This is a genomic window from Pseudomonas iranensis (assembly GCF_014268585.2).
Classification (GTDB): Bacteria; Pseudomonadota; Gammaproteobacteria; order Pseudomonadales; family Pseudomonadaceae; genus Aquipseudomonas; species Aquipseudomonas iranensis.
In genome coordinates this window covers 841,163-858,791 of record NZ_CP077092.1, presented here as the reverse complement: position 1 = coordinate 858,791, position 17,629 = coordinate 841,163, and the positions used below count along the sequence as shown (strand labels likewise).

Genomic DNA, 17,629 nt, shown 5'->3' with positions numbered 1-17,629 from the left:
ACGGACGGTGCAACCGGGTGATTGCGCGAGGCCAGCAATTACGGCGCTCCGCGAGGTCTTTCCAGAGTTTAGTCACAGACTTATCCACAGGCTTTTACACACGAAACTAACCGACCTGGATGCGCTATAAAAAGGTTGACAATGGCGCCTCACGCCTGCCTGAAATTGACTGATCAAAAAACAATCACAAGCCTGGAGGCCACGCTTTACAAGGCCTGCAACCATATACACCCACGTTATTCACAGCCAGTTCCACAGTAACCGGGGACAAGTCAAAACTGTGCAAAAACAGCCATTTGCAGCGTCTATATGTCGCGCTTTGGCAGCTTGGGGAATTTGTTTTCCACAATTCCGAATTACGCTTGATGTCTTGCCTTGATTCCATGTAGGAGCTGCCGAAGGCTGCGATTTTCCGATTTTTTTAAGATCAAAAGATCGCAGCCTTCGGCAGCTCCTACACAGTGAGTTTGAAGGATAAAAAAGCCCCGGGACTCTCGTCGCCGGGGCTGTATACAACCGTCGAGAAAATCAGTGCCCGCCCAGATAGGCGTTACGCACCTCCTCATTCACCAACAACTCTTTACCGGTGCCGCTCAGGCGAATCTCGCCGTTGACCATCACATACGCCCGATCCGACAGCTTCAGCGCATGGTTGGCGTTCTGCTCGACGAGAAAGATGGTCATGCCGGTTTTCGCCAGCTCGCGCAGCGTGGCGAAGATCTGCTTCACCACGATCGGTGCCAGGCCCAGGCTCGGTTCATCGAGCAGCAACAGCTTCGGCCGGCTCATCAGCGCACGGGCGATGGCGAGCATCTGCTGTTCACCGCCAGACATGGTCATCGCCCGCTGATTGCGTCGCTCTTCAAGCCGTGGAAACAGCTCGAACATGCGCTGCATGTCCTCTTTGGCGTACTTGTCGCCAATCGGGATTGTGCCCATCAGCAGGTTTTCCTCGACGGTCATGTCGGGGAAAACCCGCCGCCCTTCCGGTGACTGCGCGATGCCGTTGGAGGCGATGTAGTGCGAGGACTTCTGCGTGATGTCGACGCCCTGATAGAGAATCTGCCCGCCCGCCGCTCTCGGCTGGCCGAAGATCGACATCAGCAAGGTCGACTTGCCGGCACCGTTGGAGCCGATCAGGCTGACGGTCTCGCCTTCGTTGATCTGCAGGGATACGCCTTTGAGCGCCTGGATCGGGCCGTAGAACACGTCCAGATTACGCAGTTCGAGGATCGGTTGACTCATACCAGCTCCTCTTCGTCGGCGCCCAGATAGGCCGCGATCACTTTCGGATCGTTGCGGATCGCTTCCGGCCCGCCTTCGGCGATGACGATGCCGTGGTCGAGAACCACGATGTGATCGGAAATGCTCATGACCATGCCCATGTCGTGTTCGATCAGCACCACGGTCAGATCGTGCTCGTCGCGCAGCAGCCGGATCATCGCGCTGAGCGCTTCGGTTTCCTGAGGATTGAGGCCGGCGGCCGGTTCGTCGAGACAGATGATCTGCGGCCGCGTGCACATGGCCCGAGCGATCTCCAGACGGCGTTGTTGGCCGTACGAGAGTTCACCGGCGAGACGGTTGGCGCAGTCGACCAGATCGACCACTTCGAGCCAGTAGAACGCGACATCCAGCGCATCGCTCTCGGCCTTGCGATAGCCCTTGGTGTTGAGAATACCGGCGAGCATGTTGCGGTTGACCCACATGTGCTGCGCCACCAGCAGGTTTTCCAGCACCGACATTTCCTTGAACAGGCGAATGTTCTGGAACGTACGGGCGAGACCTGCACGGTTGACCAGGTGAGTACCGCCGAACATCTTGTAGTACATGCGGCTGAGGAAAGATTTCGGCGAAACGAAATCGGTCGGTTTGAACGACTCGCCCAGCAACTGGATGACATTGGTCTGCTGGCCGCGCACATTGAGTTCGATCTTGCCGCCCGTGGCCTTGTAGAAACCGGTCAGGCAGTTGAACACCGTGGTCTTGCCGGCGCCATTGGGACCGATCAGGGCGAAAATCGAATTGCGTTTGACCTTCAGGCTGACATCGCTCAAAGCCTTGATGCCACCGAAATGCATCATCAGTCTTTCAACAGAGAGTACGACTTCACTCATGGCGCAGTCCTCTCGTAGTGAATGGCACCTTTGCGTGGTTTGACCCCGGTGCGGCTGATGCGGATCAGCCCGCGTGGTCGCCAGATCATCATCAACACCATCAGGATGCCGAACAGCAGCACGCGGTATTCAGCGAAGCCGCGCAGCAGTTCCGGAGCGACGGTGAGCACGAATGCGGCGATGACCACGCCAATGGTCGAGCCCATGCCGCCGAGCACGACGATGGCGAGGATCAGCGCCGATTCGAAGAAGGTGAACGAGGTCGGGTTGACGAAGCCTTGATAAGTGGCGAAGAACACCCCGGCCAGACCCGCCGTCGACGCACCGATGGTGAACGCCGAGAGTTTGACCAGCACGTGGTTGAGACCCATCGAACGGCAGGCGATTTCATCTTCACGCAGGGCTTCCCAGGCGCGACCCACCGGCATTTTCACCAGCCGATGCTTGACGTACAGCACCGCCAGCACCACCAGGAACAGCACCGCGTAGATGAAGTAATACTTTACGTCGGGGTTGTAGGTCAGGCCGAAGAACTCATGGAACGGTACCCCGCCATCCTTCGCCCGCTTGCCGAACTCCAGGCCGAAGAACGTCGGCAGTGGCGCCGGCATGCCGTTCGGGCCGCCGGTCAGGGACAGCCAGTTGTTCAGCACCAGACGAATGATTTCGCCGAAGCCCAGGGTCACGATCGCCAGATAGTCACCGTGCAGACGCAGCACCGGGAAACCGAGAATGCAACCGGCCAGGCCTGCGGTGATCGCCGCCAGTGGCAGCACGGTCCAGAAACCCAGACCCAGATATTGATAACCCAAAGCCAGACCGTAGGCACCGATGGCGTAGAACGCCACGTAACCAAGGTCGAGCAGCCCGGCCAGACCGACCACGATGTTCAGCCCCAGCCCCAGCAGCACGTAGATCAAACCGAGGATGACCACGCCGAGCAGGTAGGAGTTGGAAACAAACGGCACGATGATCGCCAGCAGGATAATCAGCGGGATGATCCAGCGCAGCCGCGATTTGTAATCCGGCGGCAGCACGTGCACACCGGAACCGCTGCTTTCGAATCCGTCGAGGATTTTCAGGCCTTTGGGTGTTTGCAGGAACAGGCTGAGGGCAAAGCGACCGGCCATGACAATGGCAATGATCCACGCCACGCGAGTCGCTTCGAGGTTGAAGCTGTAGCCGTCGAGGACCACGCCGACAATCGGCCCGAACACGATCAGCGCAATCAGGCCGGCAAGAATCGCCTCGACCAGACTTTTTTTGATATCGATGGATTTTTCAGTGGTTGCAGACATCGCTTACACCTTCGACACAAGAGGACGGCCCAACAGGCCCTGCGGCCGGAAGACCAGTACGAGGACGAGCAGCGAGAAACTGAACACGTCTTTGTAGTCGGAGTTGACCAGACCGGAGAACAGCGACTCGGAGATGCCGAGGATGATCCCGCCGAGCATCGCGCCGGGCAGTGAACCGATGCCGCCCAGAACCGCTGCGGTGAACGCCTTGATGCCGATGATGAAGCCGGCATAGAAGTCGAACGTGCCGTAGTTCATGGTGATCAGCACACCGGCCAGTGCCGCCATGGCTGCACCGATGATGAACACATAGGAAATCACCCGGTCGGTGTTGATCCCCAAAATCGAGGCCATCTTGCGGTCTTGCTGCGTCGCACGGCACATACGGCCGAGCTTGGTGTATTTGATGACGTAGGTCAGCAGCCCCATGCCGACAAACGCGGCGATCAGGATGAAGACTTTGGTGTAGGTCAGTTGTACGAAGCCGGTACCGACTTCAACACGCCAGGCACCGGTCAGCAGCGTAGGCACGCCCTGTTGTTTGGCGCCCTGAGCGATCTGTGCGTAGTTCTGCAGAATCAGCGAAATACCGATGGCGCTGATCAGCGGCGCCAGGCGGGTCGAGTTACGCAGGGGTTTGTAGGCAACACGCTCGATGACCCAGCCATACACCGCCGTGACGACGATGGTGAAGATCAGCGTGCCGAGCATCAGCAGCGGGAAGGATTCGATACCGAAGTAAGCCAGCAGAGCCAGACTGATTGCCGCCAGGTAAGCGGAAATCATGTAAACCTCGCCGTGGGCGAAGTTGATCATGCCGATGATGCCGTAGACCATTGTGTAGCCGATGGCGATCAGGCCATAGACCGACCCGAGGGTCAGGCCATTGACCAGTTGCTGCAGGAAAATACCATCCATAACGCAATCTCACGCAGTGAGAACCTGCGCGCCAAGGGCGCGCGGTTCTTCTAGGAAAAATACAGATGTACGTCGGAGCAATGTCGGAGCGTGATCAGCCCGATCGCCACTGAATCCTGTGGGAGCTGGCTTGCCAGCGATAGCGGTGGATCAGCCAACTTGTGTGTCGATTGACCTGACGCCATCGCGGGCAAGCCCGCTCCCACAGGGTTTCAAGTGAGCCGAGTGATCGCTTCAGCCCTTACTTCTGCTTTTCCAGCTGGTGGTATTTGCCGTCCTTGTCCCACTGGTAAACAACGTAGTCGGAGACTTTCAGGTCGCCCTTGGAGTCCCAGGTCTTCTCGCCCATCACGGTTTTCACCGGGTTGGCCTTCAGCCACTTGGCAGCGGCTTCGCCGTCGTTTTTCTTCGCGCCATTGAAAGCTGCCGCCAGGGTCTGAACCGAGGCGTAGGCGTACAGGGTGTAGCCTTCAGGCTCGGTGCCGGCCTTGCGGAACGCGTCCACTACGGTCTTGCTTTCAGGCAACAGGCGCGGGTCGGCGCCGAAGGTCATCAGCACGCCGTCAGTGAATTGTGGGCCGCCAGCGGTGGTCACCAGTTCGTCGGTCACGATGCCGTCGTCGGACATGAACTTGACGTCTTTCAGGCCTTGTTCACGCAGTTGGCGAACCAGTGGACCGGCTTCCGGATGCAGGCCGCCGAAGTAGACGACATCGGCACCGGCGCCACGGATCTTGGTGACGATGGTGCTGAAGTCTTTCTCGCCACGGGTCAGGCCTTCGTACAGCACAGGCTTGACGCCGCGTTTTTCCAGCTGAGCCTTGGTGGCGTCCGCCAGGCCTTGGCCGTAGGTGTCCTTGTCGTGCAGCACGACGACTTTCTTGCCCTTGAGCATATCGACGATGTAGTCGCCGGCAACGATGCCTTGCTGGTCGTCACGTCCGCACATACGGAACATGGCGCTGAGACCGCGTTCGGTAACTTGCGGGTTGGTCGAGCCCGGGGTGATCGCGATGATCCCGGCTTCGTCGTAGATTTCCGACGCTGGAATGGTCGAGGAGGAGCAGAAGTGCCCGACCACGCCGGCGACTTTCTGATTGGTAAGGTCCTTGGCGACCGTCACCGCCTGCTTCGGTTCGCAGGCGTCATCGCCTTTGACCAGGACGATTTTTTCCCCATTGACGCCACCCGCCGCGTTGACCGCATCGGCCGCCGCCTGTGCACCCTTCATGTACTGCTCGCCGAATGCCGCGTTGGCACCGGTCATAGGACCCGCTACACCGATCTTGATATCAGCTTGAGCAAACGCAGAAACACCCAGCGCAGTAGCGACTGCGAGGGCCAGAAAGCCTTTCTTGTAAAACGTCTGGGACATGAGGTGGTGCTCCAAGGTTTTTTTTAGTTGGCACTGCGACTTCACTTCACTCAAAGCTCAGAGCAAGGCCCGTGCCATCGGTTTTTTATTCTTCAAAAAGTCGCTGCGTTGTTGTTATTTCGACTGTTTCGGTCCCATTTTCATTGGGCGTGCAACCGTCTAAACCGCGGAAGGTGAAACCATTTGTTTTTTCAGGCGCAACCCGCACGCGCCATCATTGCAACCGCAGCGGCAAACGACGTGCAACCAGCCTGTAACAGCCCGCGTCACCGAACTGCACACTGCTGGTGCGGGACTGCTACAACCCGCACCATTACAGGCTAGTCGCTGGATGCAAAAGCGCCGCTTGCGGCAACAAATTTCAACACTCAAATAACGATGCGCAGGCACTGGCCCGCGTGATACAGGGAAAACCCGGCCTCGTACAGGCAACTGCGCAAACCCACACCGGCCAGGGGCTGCATCGGTGCGAAGGGAATAGGCAGTGCCTGCGGATTGCCGTTGCACAGGTAATCGGCGAAAGCTTTGCCGACCACCGTGCCAGTGGTGACGCCGCGACCGTTATAACCGGTGACGGCCACCAGCCCCGGCGCCGGTTCGAACAGGCGCATCAGGTGATCAGGGGTAAACGCAATGCGCCCGGTCCAGGTGCATTCCCACTCAACCGGCTTCAGATTGGGGAAGTAATGCTGCTGCACCCGATCAGCCCAGGCCTTGAGAAACCACGCCGGTTTCTGGTTGCCGTTGCCGAGGCTGCCGAGCAACAGGCGCCCGTCCTTGTCGCGACGGATGCTGCTCAATACCTGACGGGTGTCCCACGAGCCCTGCCCGCCGGGAAGAATTTCCTGCGCGGCGTCTTCGCTGAGCGGCACCGAGGCGACCTGGTAGTAATAACCGGGAAAGAAATTGCGCTTGAGTTCGGTCCAGTCGCCTTCGGTATAGGCGTTGGAGGCGATGACCACTTGTTCAGCGAGCACCGAACCCTGGGCGGTCTGTACCGACCACTTCTGCCCGATGCGCTCTAGGCGAGTCACCGGCGAATGATCGAAGATCTGCCCGCCGAGCCCGCGCACGGCATTGGCCAGCCCGGTGACATAGGCCATCGGATTGAGCGTGCCGGCGCGGCGATCAAGCAACGCGGCGGCGATTTTCTGCGTGCCGGTGGCTTGCTCGCAGGCCTTGCCGGTGAGCAGTTCGACCGGCGCGCCACGGCGCTTCCACTGCTGCTCGCGACTGCGCAGATCCGCCTCGCCCTTGGCGTTATGCGCCATGTGCAAAGTGCCTTCGCGGCGCAACTGGCAATCGATGTTGTACTTATCCACAAGGCTGAACACCAGCGCCGGCGCCGCACCGAGCATGCGGTTGAGCTGACTGCCGACCGCCTCGCCGAACCCGGCTTCGATCTCGTCCGGAGGAATCCACAGGCCGGCGTTGACCAGCCCGACATTGCGCCCGGAGCCACCGTGCCCTGCGCGATGCGCTTCCAGCACGCAGACGCTTTTGCCTTTTTCCAGCAGATGCAGCGCCGCTGACAACCCGGTGAACCCGGCGCCGATCACGCAGACATCGACCTTGACCTCGCCACTGAGCGCGGCGTGATCCGGGCGTTGTGGCGTGAGCGTTTCCCACAGACATTCTTCGCGTAACGGCATTGCCAAGCTCCTGTCGGAGCAGCCGCAAGCCACAAGCTACAAGCTGCAAGCCGGTCTGCTTGACGCTTGTAGCTTGAAGCTTGTAGCTGCTTAATCGAATGTAATGCCCTGCGCCAGCGGCAATTCCAGCGAGTAGTTGACGGTGTTGGTCTGCCGGCGCATGTACGCGCGCCAGGCATCGGAGCCGGACTCACGGCCGCCGCCGGTTTCTTTCTCGCCACCAAAGGCGCCGCCGATTTCCGCGCCGCTCGGGCCGATGTTGACGTTGGCGATGCCGCAGTCGCTGCCGACCGCCGACATGAACCGCTCGGCCTCGCGCACATCGGTGGTGAAGATGCACGATGACAGGCCTTGCGGCACGGCGTTGTTCAGGCGCAGCGCTTCCTCGAAATCGCTGTAGCCGACCACGTAGAGAATCGGCGCGAAGGTTTCGCTGCAGACCACGTCGCTCTGCTCAGGCATTTCCACGATGGCCGGCGACACGTAGTAGGCGTTGGGGAATTGCTCTTCCAGTTGACGCTTGCCACCGAACACCCGGCCGCCTTCGCTCAGTGCCTGTTCCAGCGCATCCTGCATGTTTTCGAAGCTGTGCCTGTCGATCAGCGGGCCGACCAGATTGCCTTGCAGCGGATGGCCGATGCGTACTTTCGAATAGGCAGCCTTGAGGCGGGTGACGATTTCTTCCTTGACCGATTCGTGGGCGATCAGACGGCGCAAAGTCGTGCAGCGTTGCCCGGCGGTGCCGACGGCGCTGAACAGAATCGCCCGCACCGCCATGTCCAGATCGGCGCTCGGGCCGAGGATCATCGCGTTGTTGCCGCCCAGTTCAAGGATGCTGCGGGCGAAACGCGCGGCGACTTTCGGCGCCACTTCGCGGCCCATGCGCGTGCTGCCGGTGGCGCTGATCAGCGCAACACGCGGATCATCGACCAGCGCTTCGCCGGCATCACGACCGCCGATCACCACTTGGCACAGACTCGCCGGAGCATCGCTGAAATTCTTCACTACGCGATCAAACAGCGCCTGACAGGCCAGCGCGGTCAGCGGAGTTTTCTCTGATGGCTTCCACACCACCGGGTTGCCGCAGACCAGCGCCAGGGTGGTATTCCACGCCCACACCGCGACCGGGAAGTTGAACGCGCTGATCACCCCGACCACGCCAAGCGGATGCCAGGTTTCGCGCATGTGGTGGCCCGGGCGCTCGGAGGCGATGGTCAGACCGTACAGCTGGCGCGACAGGCCGACGGCGAAGTCACAGATGTCGATCATCTCCTGCACTTCACCCAGACCTTCCTGAGTAATCTTGCCGGCCTCCCACGACACCAGCTCGCCGAGGTCGGCCTTGTACTCGCGCAACACTTCGCCGAACTGGCGCACCAGCTCACCGCGACGCGGCGCCGGCACCTTGCGCCAGTGCTCGAATGCATGATCTGCGCGACTGATGTGCTGCTCGACTTCGGCAGCGCCTTCCCAGTTCACCGAGGCAATTTCGCTGCCGTCGATGGGCGAATGCACCGGCACTTTGCCGTTCTGGTACAGGGCCGGGTTGACTCCCAGACGATCAAGCAATGCAGCTACCATCGGTCTCTCCTCAAGCAAAAACAGAATGTGTGCGGCCATCCTTCGCATGGCCGGGCAGGCCTTTAGTTGTAGCCTCACTGCGGCGATGCAACAAACGACCTTTACGCCAGATATCATTCCGTTTATTCATGCTGCCTGGCGAAAGACAAGAAAAAGGACTGGCCATGCTGAACAAACGCCACTTGCCCTCGATCACCGCGCTTCAATGCTTCGAGGCCGTGACCCGGCACCTGAGTTTTACCCGCGCCGCCGAAGAGCTGAACCTGACCCAGAGTGCGGTGAGCAAACAGGTTGCACAGCTTGAAGAACTGTTGCAGCACTTGCTGTTCCGCCGCGTGCGTCGGCGTTTGCAGATGACGCCGGCCGGGGATTTGTATCTGGTCGAGGTCAGAAAAATCCTCAGCCAAGTGGAGATGTCGACGCATTACCTGCGTTCCTACGGCGGCGAAACCGAAGTCTTGCGTGTCTCCACCCCGTCAACCTTCGGCGCCCGTTGGCTGGTGCCGCGCCTGAAAGGCTGGCGCCTGCGCCATCCGTCGATTCATCTGGATCTATGCAACGAGCAGGAGGCCGACGATCTGTTGCAGGGGCGCAGCGATCTGGCTTTCTATTTCGGCCAGGCTTCGCGTCCGGGCACCGAATGCCTGAAATTGTTCGGCGAACAACTGGTACCGGTCTGCGCCCCGGGCAGCCTGCCGGACGCGCCATTCACTGACCCGACGCAACTCACTGATCTGGTGCTGCTGCAAAATGCCTCGCGACCGCAGGCCTGGCACGACTGGTTCGACAGTCAGGGCTACCACACCGAACACAGCTACCACGGGCCGCGTTTCGAAACTTTTTATATGTGCATCCGCGCCGCCCAGGTCGGTTGTGGCGTGGCGCTGCTGCCGCGGTTTCTGGTGGAAGAGGAATTGGCCGAAGGCAAACTGGTCATACCCTGGCAGCATGCGATGCCCAGCAGCGATGCCTATTACCTGGCCTACCCGGAGCACGCGGCGGAAGTGCCGAAGGTGCGGGATTTTGTGAAGTGGATGCTTGAACAAATCGATAGCCCGGTGTGAGGTCAACCGGGATCCCGGTGGGAGCGAGCCTGCTCGCGAAAGCGTCGGGTCAGCCACATCATCTTAACTGACACACCGCATTCGCGAGCAGGCTCGCTCCCACAGTGGATCTGCGGCGCTCTGAAAAAATGCTGGCAATCCCCACCGCCGATATGCGCCACTAGCGCCATCGATATAGACCGCGCCAGGCGCGGCGCAACTGGAGACCCGTTTATGAGCGAGAGTGTGTTTGCCGATCGCATCGTGCAGAACCTGCTCGACACCGACTTCTACAAGCTGACGATGATGCAGGCGGTGCTGCACAACTACCCCAACGTCGAAGTCGAATGGGAGTTCCGTTGCCGCAACGCCGAGGATCTGCGCCCGTATCTGGCCGAGATCCGCCATCAGATCGAGCGTCTGGCCGAGCTGAGCCTGAGTGCTGATCAGTTGAGTTTTCTCGAGCGCATCAGCTTTCTGAAACCGGATTTTCTGCGCTTCCTCGGCCTGTTTCGCTTCAACCTGCGCTACCTGCACACCGGCATCGAAAACGGCGAGTTGTTCATCCGCCTGCGCGGGCCGTGGCTGCATGTGATCCTCTACGAGGTACCGCTGCTGGCGATCGTCAGCGAAGTGCGCAATCGCTATCGCTACCGGGAAACCTCGTTGGAGCAGGCACGCGAACAGCTGTATCGCAAGTTCGACTGGCTGACCGCCAATGCTTCGGCCGATGAGCTGTCGCAACTGCAGGTTGCCGATTTCGGCACGCGCCGGCGCTTTTCCTTTGGCGTGCAGGCCGAAGTGGTCAACGTGCTCAAGCACGATTTCCCCGGGCGTTTCGTCGGTACCAGCAACGTGCATCTGTCCCGCGAACTGGACATGAAACCGCTGGGCACCATGGCTCACGAGTGGATCATGGCCCATCAGCAACTCGGCCCGCGCCTGATCGACAGCCAGATCGCCGCGCTCGACTGCTGGGTTCGCGAATACCGCGGTCTGCTCGGTATCGCCCTCACCGACTGCATCACCACCGATGCGTTTCTTGGCGATTTCGATCTGTTCTTCGCCAAGCTCTTCGACGGTCTGCGCCATGACTCCGGGGACCCGGTGGCGTGGGGGGAAAAGTGTATCGCGCACTACCACAAGCTCGGCATCGACCCGATGAGCAAGACCCTGGTGTTCTCCGATAGTCTGACCCTGCCGAAATCGTTGGAGATTTTCCGCGCGCTGCACGGTCGCATCAATGTGAGCTTCGGCATCGGTACCAACCTCACCTGTGACATCCCGGGTGTCGAACCGATGAGCATCGTGCTTAAAATGACCGCCTGCAACGGCCAGCCGGTGGCGAAGATCTCCGACGAGCCTGGCAAGACCCACTGCAAAGACCCGAATTTCGTCGCCTATTTGCGACATGTGTTTCAGGTTCCTGCCGAATCCAGTCTATCTAGCAAGGAGTGAATTCATGCAAGCCGTACAGCGTGAGATTGCTGAGCAGCTCAAGGTGCAACCACCGTTCGCCGACGATCAGGCCCTGCAGGCCGAAGTCGCCCGGCGCCTGACGTTCATTCAGGATTGTCTGGTCAATTCCGGGCTCAAGACCCTGGTGCTGGGCATCAGCGGCGGCGTCGACTCACTGACCGCCGGCCTCCTGGCCCAGCGCGCGATACGTGAACTGCGCGAAAAAACCGGCGACGACCGCTACAAATTCATCGCCGTGCGCCTGCCCTACGAAACCCAGTTCGACGAGCACGACGCCAAGGCCTCGCTCGACTGCATCGCCCCTGACGAAATCCACACCGTGAACATCGGCCCGGCGGTCAAGGCGCTGGCAGCTCAGGTGTCGGCGTTCGAAGGCAAACCGGCGGCGTCGGTGGATTTCGTGCTGGGCAATACCAAGGCGCGCATGCGTATGGTCGCGCAGTACACGATTGCCGGGGTGGCGGGCGGTCTGGTGATTGGCACCGACCACGCGGCGGAAGCGGTGATGGGTTTCTTCACCAAATTCGGCGATGGCGCCTGCGACCTCGCCCCGCTCAGCGGCCTGGTAAAAAATCAGGTGCGTGCGATTGCCCGCAGCTTTGGCGCGCCGGAGACGCTGGTCGAGAAAGTGCCGACTGCTGACCTGGAAGACTTGTCGCCGGGCAAACCGGACGAAGCGGCGCACGGCGTGACCTATGCCGAGATCGATGCGTTTCTGCACGGGGAAACGGTGCGGGACGAGGCGGCGAAGATCATCGTCGATACGTACAACAAGACTCATCACAAGCGGGTCATGCCGTTTGCGCCTTGATTTTTCAAAGGCATGAAAAAGCCCGCTGAGGAGTGATCCTCTGCGGGCTTTTTTTTTGGCCATCAGTCTTTCGGTGAAGCGGATGGCCTCTTCGCGAGCAGGCTCGCTCCCACATTGGCCCTGATTACTTGACGACGATGGTGCCTTTCATCATCGAGATGTGGCCAGGGAACGAGCAGAAGAAGCCGTAGCCACCGTCAGCTACCTTGGCCACATCGAAGGTAACCGAATCGGTTTCCTTGGCGCCGATGATCTTGGTGTGGGCGATGATGCGTGCGTCGCCATCTTTCAGGTAGTTCTTGTCGATACCGGCTGCCAGGCCGTCGGTAGCGATCGGCTGCATGTCAGCTTCTTTGCTGATCACGAGGTTATGGCCCATGACGTTCTTCGGCAGGTTGCCGGAGTGGGTCAGTTCGACGGTGAAGGTCTTGCAGCTCTTGTCGATCACGATTTCCTTGGTGTTGAAGGTCATCTGATCGGTGGAATCAACGGTGGTTTTGCACTCGGCAGCCATCAATTGGCTGCTGGCCAGCGCCAGCAGGGATACCGCAACAACTTTGGAAAACATGGTGAATCTCCAAGGCAGGGTTAACAAAAACACTAGTGGTGGAAAGACTGCCTGAAATCATCGCAAGTTCATATGACTTGAGTCAAAAATTGTATACAACTTTCAGGCTATGACACTCATCGACACAATCTAACGGCCATTTCGTGGGGCCAGCCCTATGATCGGCCCACCTACTGAAACGGAGTGCCTGTCATGTTCTTTAACGGTCTGTTGTGCAGCTTGCTCGCCGCCTACGCTTGTGGCGCCAGCGGTTCTTTTGAATCACCCGAACGCGAAGTCTAGTCCTTGGAGCGCAGCGTGCCAGCCGTTACCCTGTGCGACTGATCGACTCAGGAGTAACGCATGTCGCTGAAATCCGTTTGTGTGTTTTGCGGTGCCAATGCCGGTACCGTGCCGGCCTACACTGAAGCTGCCGTGGCCCTCGGCCGGGCATTGGCCGAGCATAATCTGACGCTGGTCTACGGCGGTGGTGCCGTCGGTTTGATGGGCATTGTCGCTGATGCCGCGCTGGCGGCTGGCGGCGAAGTGATCGGCATCATTCCGCAAAGCCTGATGGACAAGGAGATCGGCCACAAGAGCCTGACGCGCCTGGAAGTGGTCGAGGGCATGCATGCGCGCAAGGCGCGGATGGCCGAACTCAGCGATGCATTCATCGCCCTGCCCGGCGGCCTCGGCACGCTGGAAGAGCTGTTCGAAGTCTGGACCTGGGGCCAGCTCGGCTACCACGGCAAGCCGCTGGGGCTGCTGGAAGTGAACGGTTTCTACAGCAAGCTCACGGCTTTTCTCGATCATATCGTCGGTGAGGGCTTCGTTCGCGCGCCACACCGTGACATGCTGCAAGTGAGCGAATCGCCAGATTCCCTGCTCGACGCCCTCGATCAGTGGCAGCCGACCGTCACGCCCAAGTGGGTCGACCAAAAACCCGGTTAACCCCCGGACACCGATACAGGGCAGAATACGCGCCGCTCAACCTCACCTTCGACCCAAGAGGATCGCCCATGGCCAAACCCAATTACTCCTTCGCCAAACGTCAACGAGACCTGGCAAAGGAACAGAAGAAAGAGGAAAAGCTTCAGCGCAAGAAGCAAACCGCTGAAGAAGCGGCACTGAACCCTGACGGTGAAGTGGCGACCGATGATGATGTTGATGCATCCGATGCACCGAAAGATCAGACGCCCGACGCCTGAGCCCCACCGGGTTTGATGATCGAATCAGACCCTGCGGATTTGTGACGGGGCTGGCAGTTCTGCTGCCGGCCCTCACAGCCCTGCTTTCCCTGACACACCAAAATCCCTGTGGGAGCGAGCCTGCTCGCGAAAGCGGTGTATCTGTTACAAATCTATTGGCTGACCTGACGCTTTCGCGAGCAGGCTCGCTCCCACATTTGAAAACTCATCAATTCTGCGGCATCACCGTAACCCGCACCTCCGGGTCGTGATTACCCCCACCGAGAATCACCCCACGCAGCGGCGAAACATCGGAGAAATCCCTTCCCCACGCCAGCGTGATGTGCTCCAGCGCCGGCTGCACATTGTTGGTCGGATCGAAATCCACCCAGCCCGATACCGGACAGAACACCGATACCCACGCATGCGAGGCGTCGGCGCCGATCAGGCGTGTCTGCCCCGGCGGCGGCTGGGTCAGCAGGTAGCCGCTGACATAACGCGCCGCCAGACCGCGCGAGCGCACACAGGCCAGCATCAGATGAGCGAAGTCCTGACACACGCCGCGTCGACGCTCCAGCACTTCCACCAGCGGCGTCGCCACCTGGGTGGCTTCGGCATCGAAGGTGAATTCGCTGAAGATCTTCTGCATCAGCGCCTGCACCCCGAGCAGCAACGGTCGCCCTGGCGGAAAACAGCTTTGCGAGAACTCGACGAAGCTGCGCTTCAAATGCACATAAGGTGACTGGAACCGGTAGCGACAGGCTTCGAGCAAGTCGGCGGACAACGGCTGACTGCTGTAGGTCAGCGCATCGCGGGTCTGCTCCCACGCTGGCGACTGGTTGAAATCCAGCGCCGGCCGCGCCAGCACCTCCACCGTCAGCCGGGCGTTGACCTGCAATTGGTCATGGGGCCGTTCAAATGCCAGACGCGTCAACGGATTGCCAAACACGTCCAGTTCGTCACGGCGCATGGTCGGCTCGGGACTGATCAACAACTGCTGCTCGGTGCTGCGCTGCCAGCTGCATTTGCGCGGCCACAAGTGCGCCAGTTGCTGCGCGAGGGAGACCGGGCTGTCGTAGTGATAACAGGTGTCGTGAAAGATCTGGTACTGAGCGCTCATCACACGGACACCGTACGCTGACTAACATCATCGACATGGGCGAAATGGCGCAGCGCCAGACGATCCGATACCTGGCCGCTGGCTTCGGCGATTTCCTGCAACAGATCGGCCAGACCATCCAGCGCGGCACGTACGCTGGATTTGCCGAACAGCGGATTCTCCAGGCAACCGAGATCAAACCGCGACAGGCGCTCGACCAGTTGCGGCAGCGCGGTTTCCCGAGGCGCGGCGAAATCGTCGTTCAGGCGTTTCAGCGTGCGGGTGACCAGTTTCAGCTGAAACAGCACCGCGTGGGGGTTCTGCTCATCCAGCAACAGCAAATCAAGCACCGGAATCAATTGCGCTACCGCCAGATAGCGCGACCGATAGGTGATGCTGCTGTTACCCAACTCCAGCAACCACTCAAGCCCGGCCTGATCGAAAGCACCCGCACCGCGCAGAAATGCGGCGAGGCTGCTGCTGAGAAATTGCAGGCGTTCGATGCGCCGGCCAATCATCAGAAAACGCCAGCCTTCGTCGCGGGTCATGTCATCCAGCGCAAACCCCGACAGCGCTGCCAGCGACATCACCAGACGGTTGAGGAAATCCAGCAGTTCGCCGAAGTCCGGTTCATCGACTTCCAGCTCCAGCGCCTCGCGCTGCAATTCGACCAGCGCCTGCCAGTTTTCCCGGGACAGCTTGCCGCGCACTTGCGAGGCGGCCCATTGCAGGCGTTGCAGGTTGGAGCGCAGGCTGAACGACCAGTCCTCGCCCAGCAGCGCAGCGAGCAGGCGCTCCGGCAGTTCGCCCTCATCCGGCAACAGCGCCAGCCGCTCGCCGAGATCGACCGCTGCTTGCAGCGCCTGCGGATCATCGCCATCGACGTAACGCGTGAGCATGATGCGCAGCAGCCGCGCGCTGTCGTCGCAGCGCTCGCAGTAGCGGCCGAACCAGAACAGATTTTCCACTACCCGCGATGGCAGGTAAGGATCGCGCCGCACCAGATCGTGCACGCCGACACTGCGCTGCGCCTTCCATTGCTCGCCACTCGGCGCACGATCGCTGAGCACCCAGGTGTCCTTGCTCGCCCCGCCGCGCTGCATCGACACCACCTCGGCATCGGCGTCGGCCGCCACTCGGGTCAGACCACCCGGCAACACGCGATAGCCGTCGTGGCTGGCCACCGCATACATGCGCATGCCGATCGCGCGGGGTTGCAGATGACCGTCTTCGGCTTGCCAGACCGGAGCCTGCGACAGTTGTGCGAGTTCTTGCGCGACGTAGGCATAAGGCCGTGCCTGCATACGCTGCGCCAGTTCCAGGCGCTGGCTGTCACTCAAATCACGGCCGAACACCGGGGCGAAGCTCTGCGACGGGAACGCCGGTTTGATCAACAGCTCCGGAAGCTTTTCCAGCGCTTGTGCCAGCACCGGCGCTTCACCGCACCACCAGGTGGCGATCGACGGCAGGATCAGTTCTTCGCCGAACAGGAACTGGTTGATCTTCGGCAAAAACCCCAGCAGCCCCGGCGATTCCAGCACCCCGCTGCCTAGCGCATTGGCCACCAGCACCCGCCCCTGACGCACCGCCTCAAGCAGACCGGGGACGCCAAGCGCCGAGTCGGTACGCAGTTCCAGCGGGTCGCAGAAATCATCGTCGAGGCGGCGCATGATCGCGTGCACCCGGCGCAGGCCACTGAGGGTTTTCAGGTAAACGGTGGCATTGCGCACCGTCAGATCGCCACCCTCGACCAGCGGATAGCCGAGCTGGCGCGCCAGATACAGATGTTCGAAATAACTTTCATTGAACCGCCCCGGTGTCAGCAGCACCACCAGCGGTGCGTCATCGCCCTCCGGTGCCTGACGGGCCAAAGTTTCCTGCAAGGTGCGGAAGAAACCGGCCAGATGCTGGACCTTAAGATCCCGGTACATATCGGGAAAGGCGCGGGAGACGATGGTGCGGTTTTCCAGCGCATAGCCGGCCCCGGACGGCGCCTGCGTGCGATCGGCAGTGACCCACCAGCGACCATCCGGCGTGCGCGCCAGATCCACGGCATACAAGTGCAAAAAAGCTGACTCGGGCGGGGCAATGCCCTGACAGGGCCAAAGAAAATTGTTGTGCCCGAACACCAGCTCTGCCGGCAGCAGGCCTTCACTGATCAACCGTTGCGGACCGTACAGATCCGCCAGCACTGCATTGAGCAAGCGCGCACGCTGAGCGATGCCGGCGGACAATTGCTGCCACTCATCTGCCGCAATGACATGGGGCAGCAGATCAAGCTCCCACGGCCGATCAGCGCCCTTGGGATCGGCATAGACGTTATATGTGACGCCGTTTTCCTGAATCTGCCGCGCCAGCAAGGCCTGACGCTGCACCAGTTGCGCCGGGCTGCTGCGCTGCAACTGATCGAACAGGCGCTGCCAATGCGCACGCACTGCGCCGCTGCCGTCGAGCAGTTCGTGATAGGTGCCCGCAGTCAGCGGGTAGCGGTCTAACAGGTCAGGCATGGAAAACTCGGCAGACAG

15 protein-coding genes are annotated in these 17,629 nt (G+C 60.3%); 5 read left to right on the top strand and 10 right to left on the bottom strand.

Features of this window, described 5'->3' with window-relative positions:
• Positions 1 to 528 precede the first annotated feature (528 nt).
• The 7 genes from HU724_RS03725 to amaB all read right to left on the bottom strand — a co-directional run bounded on the left by HU724_RS03725 (position 529) and on the right by amaB (position 8,938).
• Complete coding sequence (locus tag HU724_RS03725) at positions 529 to 1,245, bottom strand: ABC transporter ATP-binding protein (RefSeq protein ID WP_133337148.1); 717 nt, start codon at positions 1,243 to 1,245, stop codon at positions 529 to 531.
• Positions 1,242 to 2,114: an ABC transporter ATP-binding protein gene (locus HU724_RS03720; protein WP_186567351.1), complete on the bottom strand. Its 873-nt coding sequence runs from the start codon at positions 2,112 to 2,114 to the stop codon at positions 1,242 to 1,244. Before HU724_RS03720 ends, HU724_RS03725 begins: the two co-directional genes overlap by 4 nt.
• Positions 2,111 to 3,412 carry a high-affinity branched-chain amino acid ABC transporter permease LivM gene (livM, locus tag HU724_RS03715; RefSeq protein WP_186567353.1) on the bottom strand — a complete coding sequence of 434 codons (1,302 nt, stop codon included), beginning with the start codon at positions 3,410 to 3,412 and terminating at the stop codon, positions 2,111 to 2,113. Before livM ends, HU724_RS03720 begins: the two co-directional genes overlap by 4 nt.
• Positions 3,413 to 3,415: 3 nt before the next feature.
• Positions 3,416 to 4,330, bottom strand: coding sequence for an ABC transporter permease subunit (locus HU724_RS03710; RefSeq protein WP_016771918.1), 915 nt, complete (start codon positions 4,328 to 4,330; stop codon positions 3,416 to 3,418).
• Between the two features lie 241 nt (positions 4,331 to 4,571).
• Complete coding sequence (locus HU724_RS03705; protein ID WP_186567355.1) at positions 4,572 to 5,705, bottom strand: ABC transporter substrate-binding protein; 1,134 nt, start codon at positions 5,703 to 5,705, stop codon at positions 4,572 to 4,574.
• A gap of 368 nt (positions 5,706 to 6,073) precedes the next feature.
• Entirely contained in the window at positions 6,074 to 7,357 is a 1,284-nt protein-coding gene (gene amaA / locus HU724_RS03700) for an L-pipecolate oxidase (RefSeq protein WP_186567357.1), read from the bottom strand.
• Positions 7,358 to 7,447: 90 nt separating this feature from the next.
• Positions 7,448 to 8,938, bottom strand: a complete 1,491-nt coding sequence (gene amaB, locus HU724_RS03695; protein WP_122610372.1) for an L-piperidine-6-carboxylate dehydrogenase — start codon at positions 8,936 to 8,938, stop codon at positions 7,448 to 7,450.
• Positions 8,939 to 9,102: 164 nt separating this feature from the next.
• On the opposite strand from amaB, the gene HU724_RS03690 reads away from it, so the two are divergent.
• The 3 genes from HU724_RS03690 to nadE all read left to right on the top strand — a co-directional run bounded on the left by HU724_RS03690 (position 9,103) and on the right by nadE (position 12,271).
• Positions 9,103 to 10,002 (top strand): LysR family transcriptional regulator, encoded by a 900-nt coding sequence (locus HU724_RS03690; protein WP_122707749.1) that lies wholly within the window; start codon positions 9,103 to 9,105, stop codon positions 10,000 to 10,002.
• 213 nt (positions 10,003 to 10,215) lie between these two features.
• Positions 10,216 to 11,439, top strand: coding sequence for a nicotinate phosphoribosyltransferase (pncB, locus tag HU724_RS03685; RefSeq protein ID WP_024011382.1), 1,224 nt, complete (start codon positions 10,216 to 10,218; stop codon positions 11,437 to 11,439).
• Positions 11,440 to 11,443: 4 nt separating this feature from the next.
• Positions 11,444 to 12,271 (top strand): NAD(+) synthase, encoded by an 828-nt coding sequence (gene nadE / locus HU724_RS03680; RefSeq protein ID WP_186567359.1) that lies wholly within the window; start codon positions 11,444 to 11,446, stop codon positions 12,269 to 12,271.
• A gap of 124 nt (positions 12,272 to 12,395) precedes the next feature.
• Here nadE and azu read toward each other — a convergent pair whose 3' ends face one another.
• Complete coding sequence (gene azu, locus HU724_RS03675; protein WP_122610370.1) at positions 12,396 to 12,839, bottom strand: azurin; 444 nt, start codon at positions 12,837 to 12,839, stop codon at positions 12,396 to 12,398.
• Between the two features lie 342 nt (positions 12,840 to 13,181).
• On the opposite strand from azu, the gene HU724_RS03670 reads away from it, so the two are divergent.
• Together HU724_RS03670 and HU724_RS03665 are read left to right on the top strand one after the other, a co-directional pair.
• On the top strand, positions 13,182 to 13,769 hold the full coding sequence (locus tag HU724_RS03670; protein ID WP_186567361.1) for a cytokinin riboside 5'-monophosphate phosphoribohydrolase: 588 nt from the start codon (positions 13,182 to 13,184) through the stop codon (positions 13,767 to 13,769).
• Between the two features lie 68 nt (positions 13,770 to 13,837).
• Positions 13,838 to 14,026: a hypothetical protein gene (locus tag HU724_RS03665; protein WP_016771927.1), complete on the top strand. Its 189-nt coding sequence runs from the start codon at positions 13,838 to 13,840 to the stop codon at positions 14,024 to 14,026.
• Between the two features lie 208 nt (positions 14,027 to 14,234).
• Here the strand turns inward: HU724_RS03665 and HU724_RS03660 are convergent, their stop codons facing one another.
• Both HU724_RS03660 and HU724_RS03655 read right to left on the bottom strand, forming a co-directional pair.
• Positions 14,235 to 15,125, bottom strand: a complete 891-nt coding sequence (locus HU724_RS03660; protein WP_186567364.1) for a transglutaminase family protein — start codon at positions 15,123 to 15,125, stop codon at positions 14,235 to 14,237.
• Entirely contained in the window at positions 15,125 to 17,611 is a 2,487-nt protein-coding gene (locus tag HU724_RS03655) for a circularly permuted type 2 ATP-grasp protein (protein ID WP_186567366.1), read from the bottom strand. The genes HU724_RS03660 and HU724_RS03655 overlap by 1 nt, the downstream gene beginning before the upstream one ends.
• Positions 17,612 to 17,629 lie beyond the last annotated feature (18 nt).

Coding starts and splice junctions, on each gene's coding strand:
- HU724_RS03725 (WP_133337148.1), bottom strand. CDS start 1,245: ATGAGTCAACCGATCCTCGAACTGCGTAATCTGGACGTGTTCTACGGC.
- HU724_RS03720 (WP_186567351.1), bottom strand. CDS start 2,114: ATGAGTGAAGTCGTACTCTCTGTTGAAAGACTGATGATGCATTTCGGT.
- livM (WP_186567353.1), bottom strand. CDS start 3,412: ATGTCTGCAACCACTGAAAAATCCATCGATATCAAAAAAAGTCTGGTC.
- HU724_RS03710 (WP_016771918.1), bottom strand. CDS start 4,330: ATGGATGGTATTTTCCTGCAGCAACTGGTCAATGGCCTGACCCTCGGG.
- HU724_RS03705 (WP_186567355.1), bottom strand. CDS start 5,705: ATGTCCCAGACGTTTTACAAGAAAGGCTTTCTGGCCCTCGCAGTCGCT.
- amaA (WP_186567357.1), bottom strand. CDS start 7,357: ATGCCGTTACGCGAAGAATGTCTGTGGGAAACGCTCACGCCACAACGC.
- amaB (WP_122610372.1), bottom strand. CDS start 8,938: ATGGTAGCTGCATTGCTTGATCGTCTGGGAGTCAACCCGGCCCTGTAC.
- HU724_RS03690 (WP_122707749.1), top strand. CDS start 9,103: ATGCTGAACAAACGCCACTTGCCCTCGATCACCGCGCTTCAATGCTTC.
- pncB (WP_024011382.1), top strand. CDS start 10,216: ATGAGCGAGAGTGTGTTTGCCGATCGCATCGTGCAGAACCTGCTCGAC.
- nadE (WP_186567359.1), top strand. CDS start 11,444: ATGCAAGCCGTACAGCGTGAGATTGCTGAGCAGCTCAAGGTGCAACCA.
- azu (WP_122610370.1), bottom strand. CDS start 12,839: ATGTTTTCCAAAGTTGTTGCGGTATCCCTGCTGGCGCTGGCCAGCAGC.
- HU724_RS03670 (WP_186567361.1), top strand. CDS start 13,182: ATGTCGCTGAAATCCGTTTGTGTGTTTTGCGGTGCCAATGCCGGTACC.
- HU724_RS03665 (WP_016771927.1), top strand. CDS start 13,838: ATGGCCAAACCCAATTACTCCTTCGCCAAACGTCAACGAGACCTGGCA.
- HU724_RS03660 (WP_186567364.1), bottom strand. CDS start 15,125: ATGAGCGCTCAGTACCAGATCTTTCACGACACCTGTTATCACTACGAC.
- HU724_RS03655 (WP_186567366.1), bottom strand. CDS start 17,611: ATGCCTGACCTGTTAGACCGCTACCCGCTGACTGCGGGCACCTATCAC.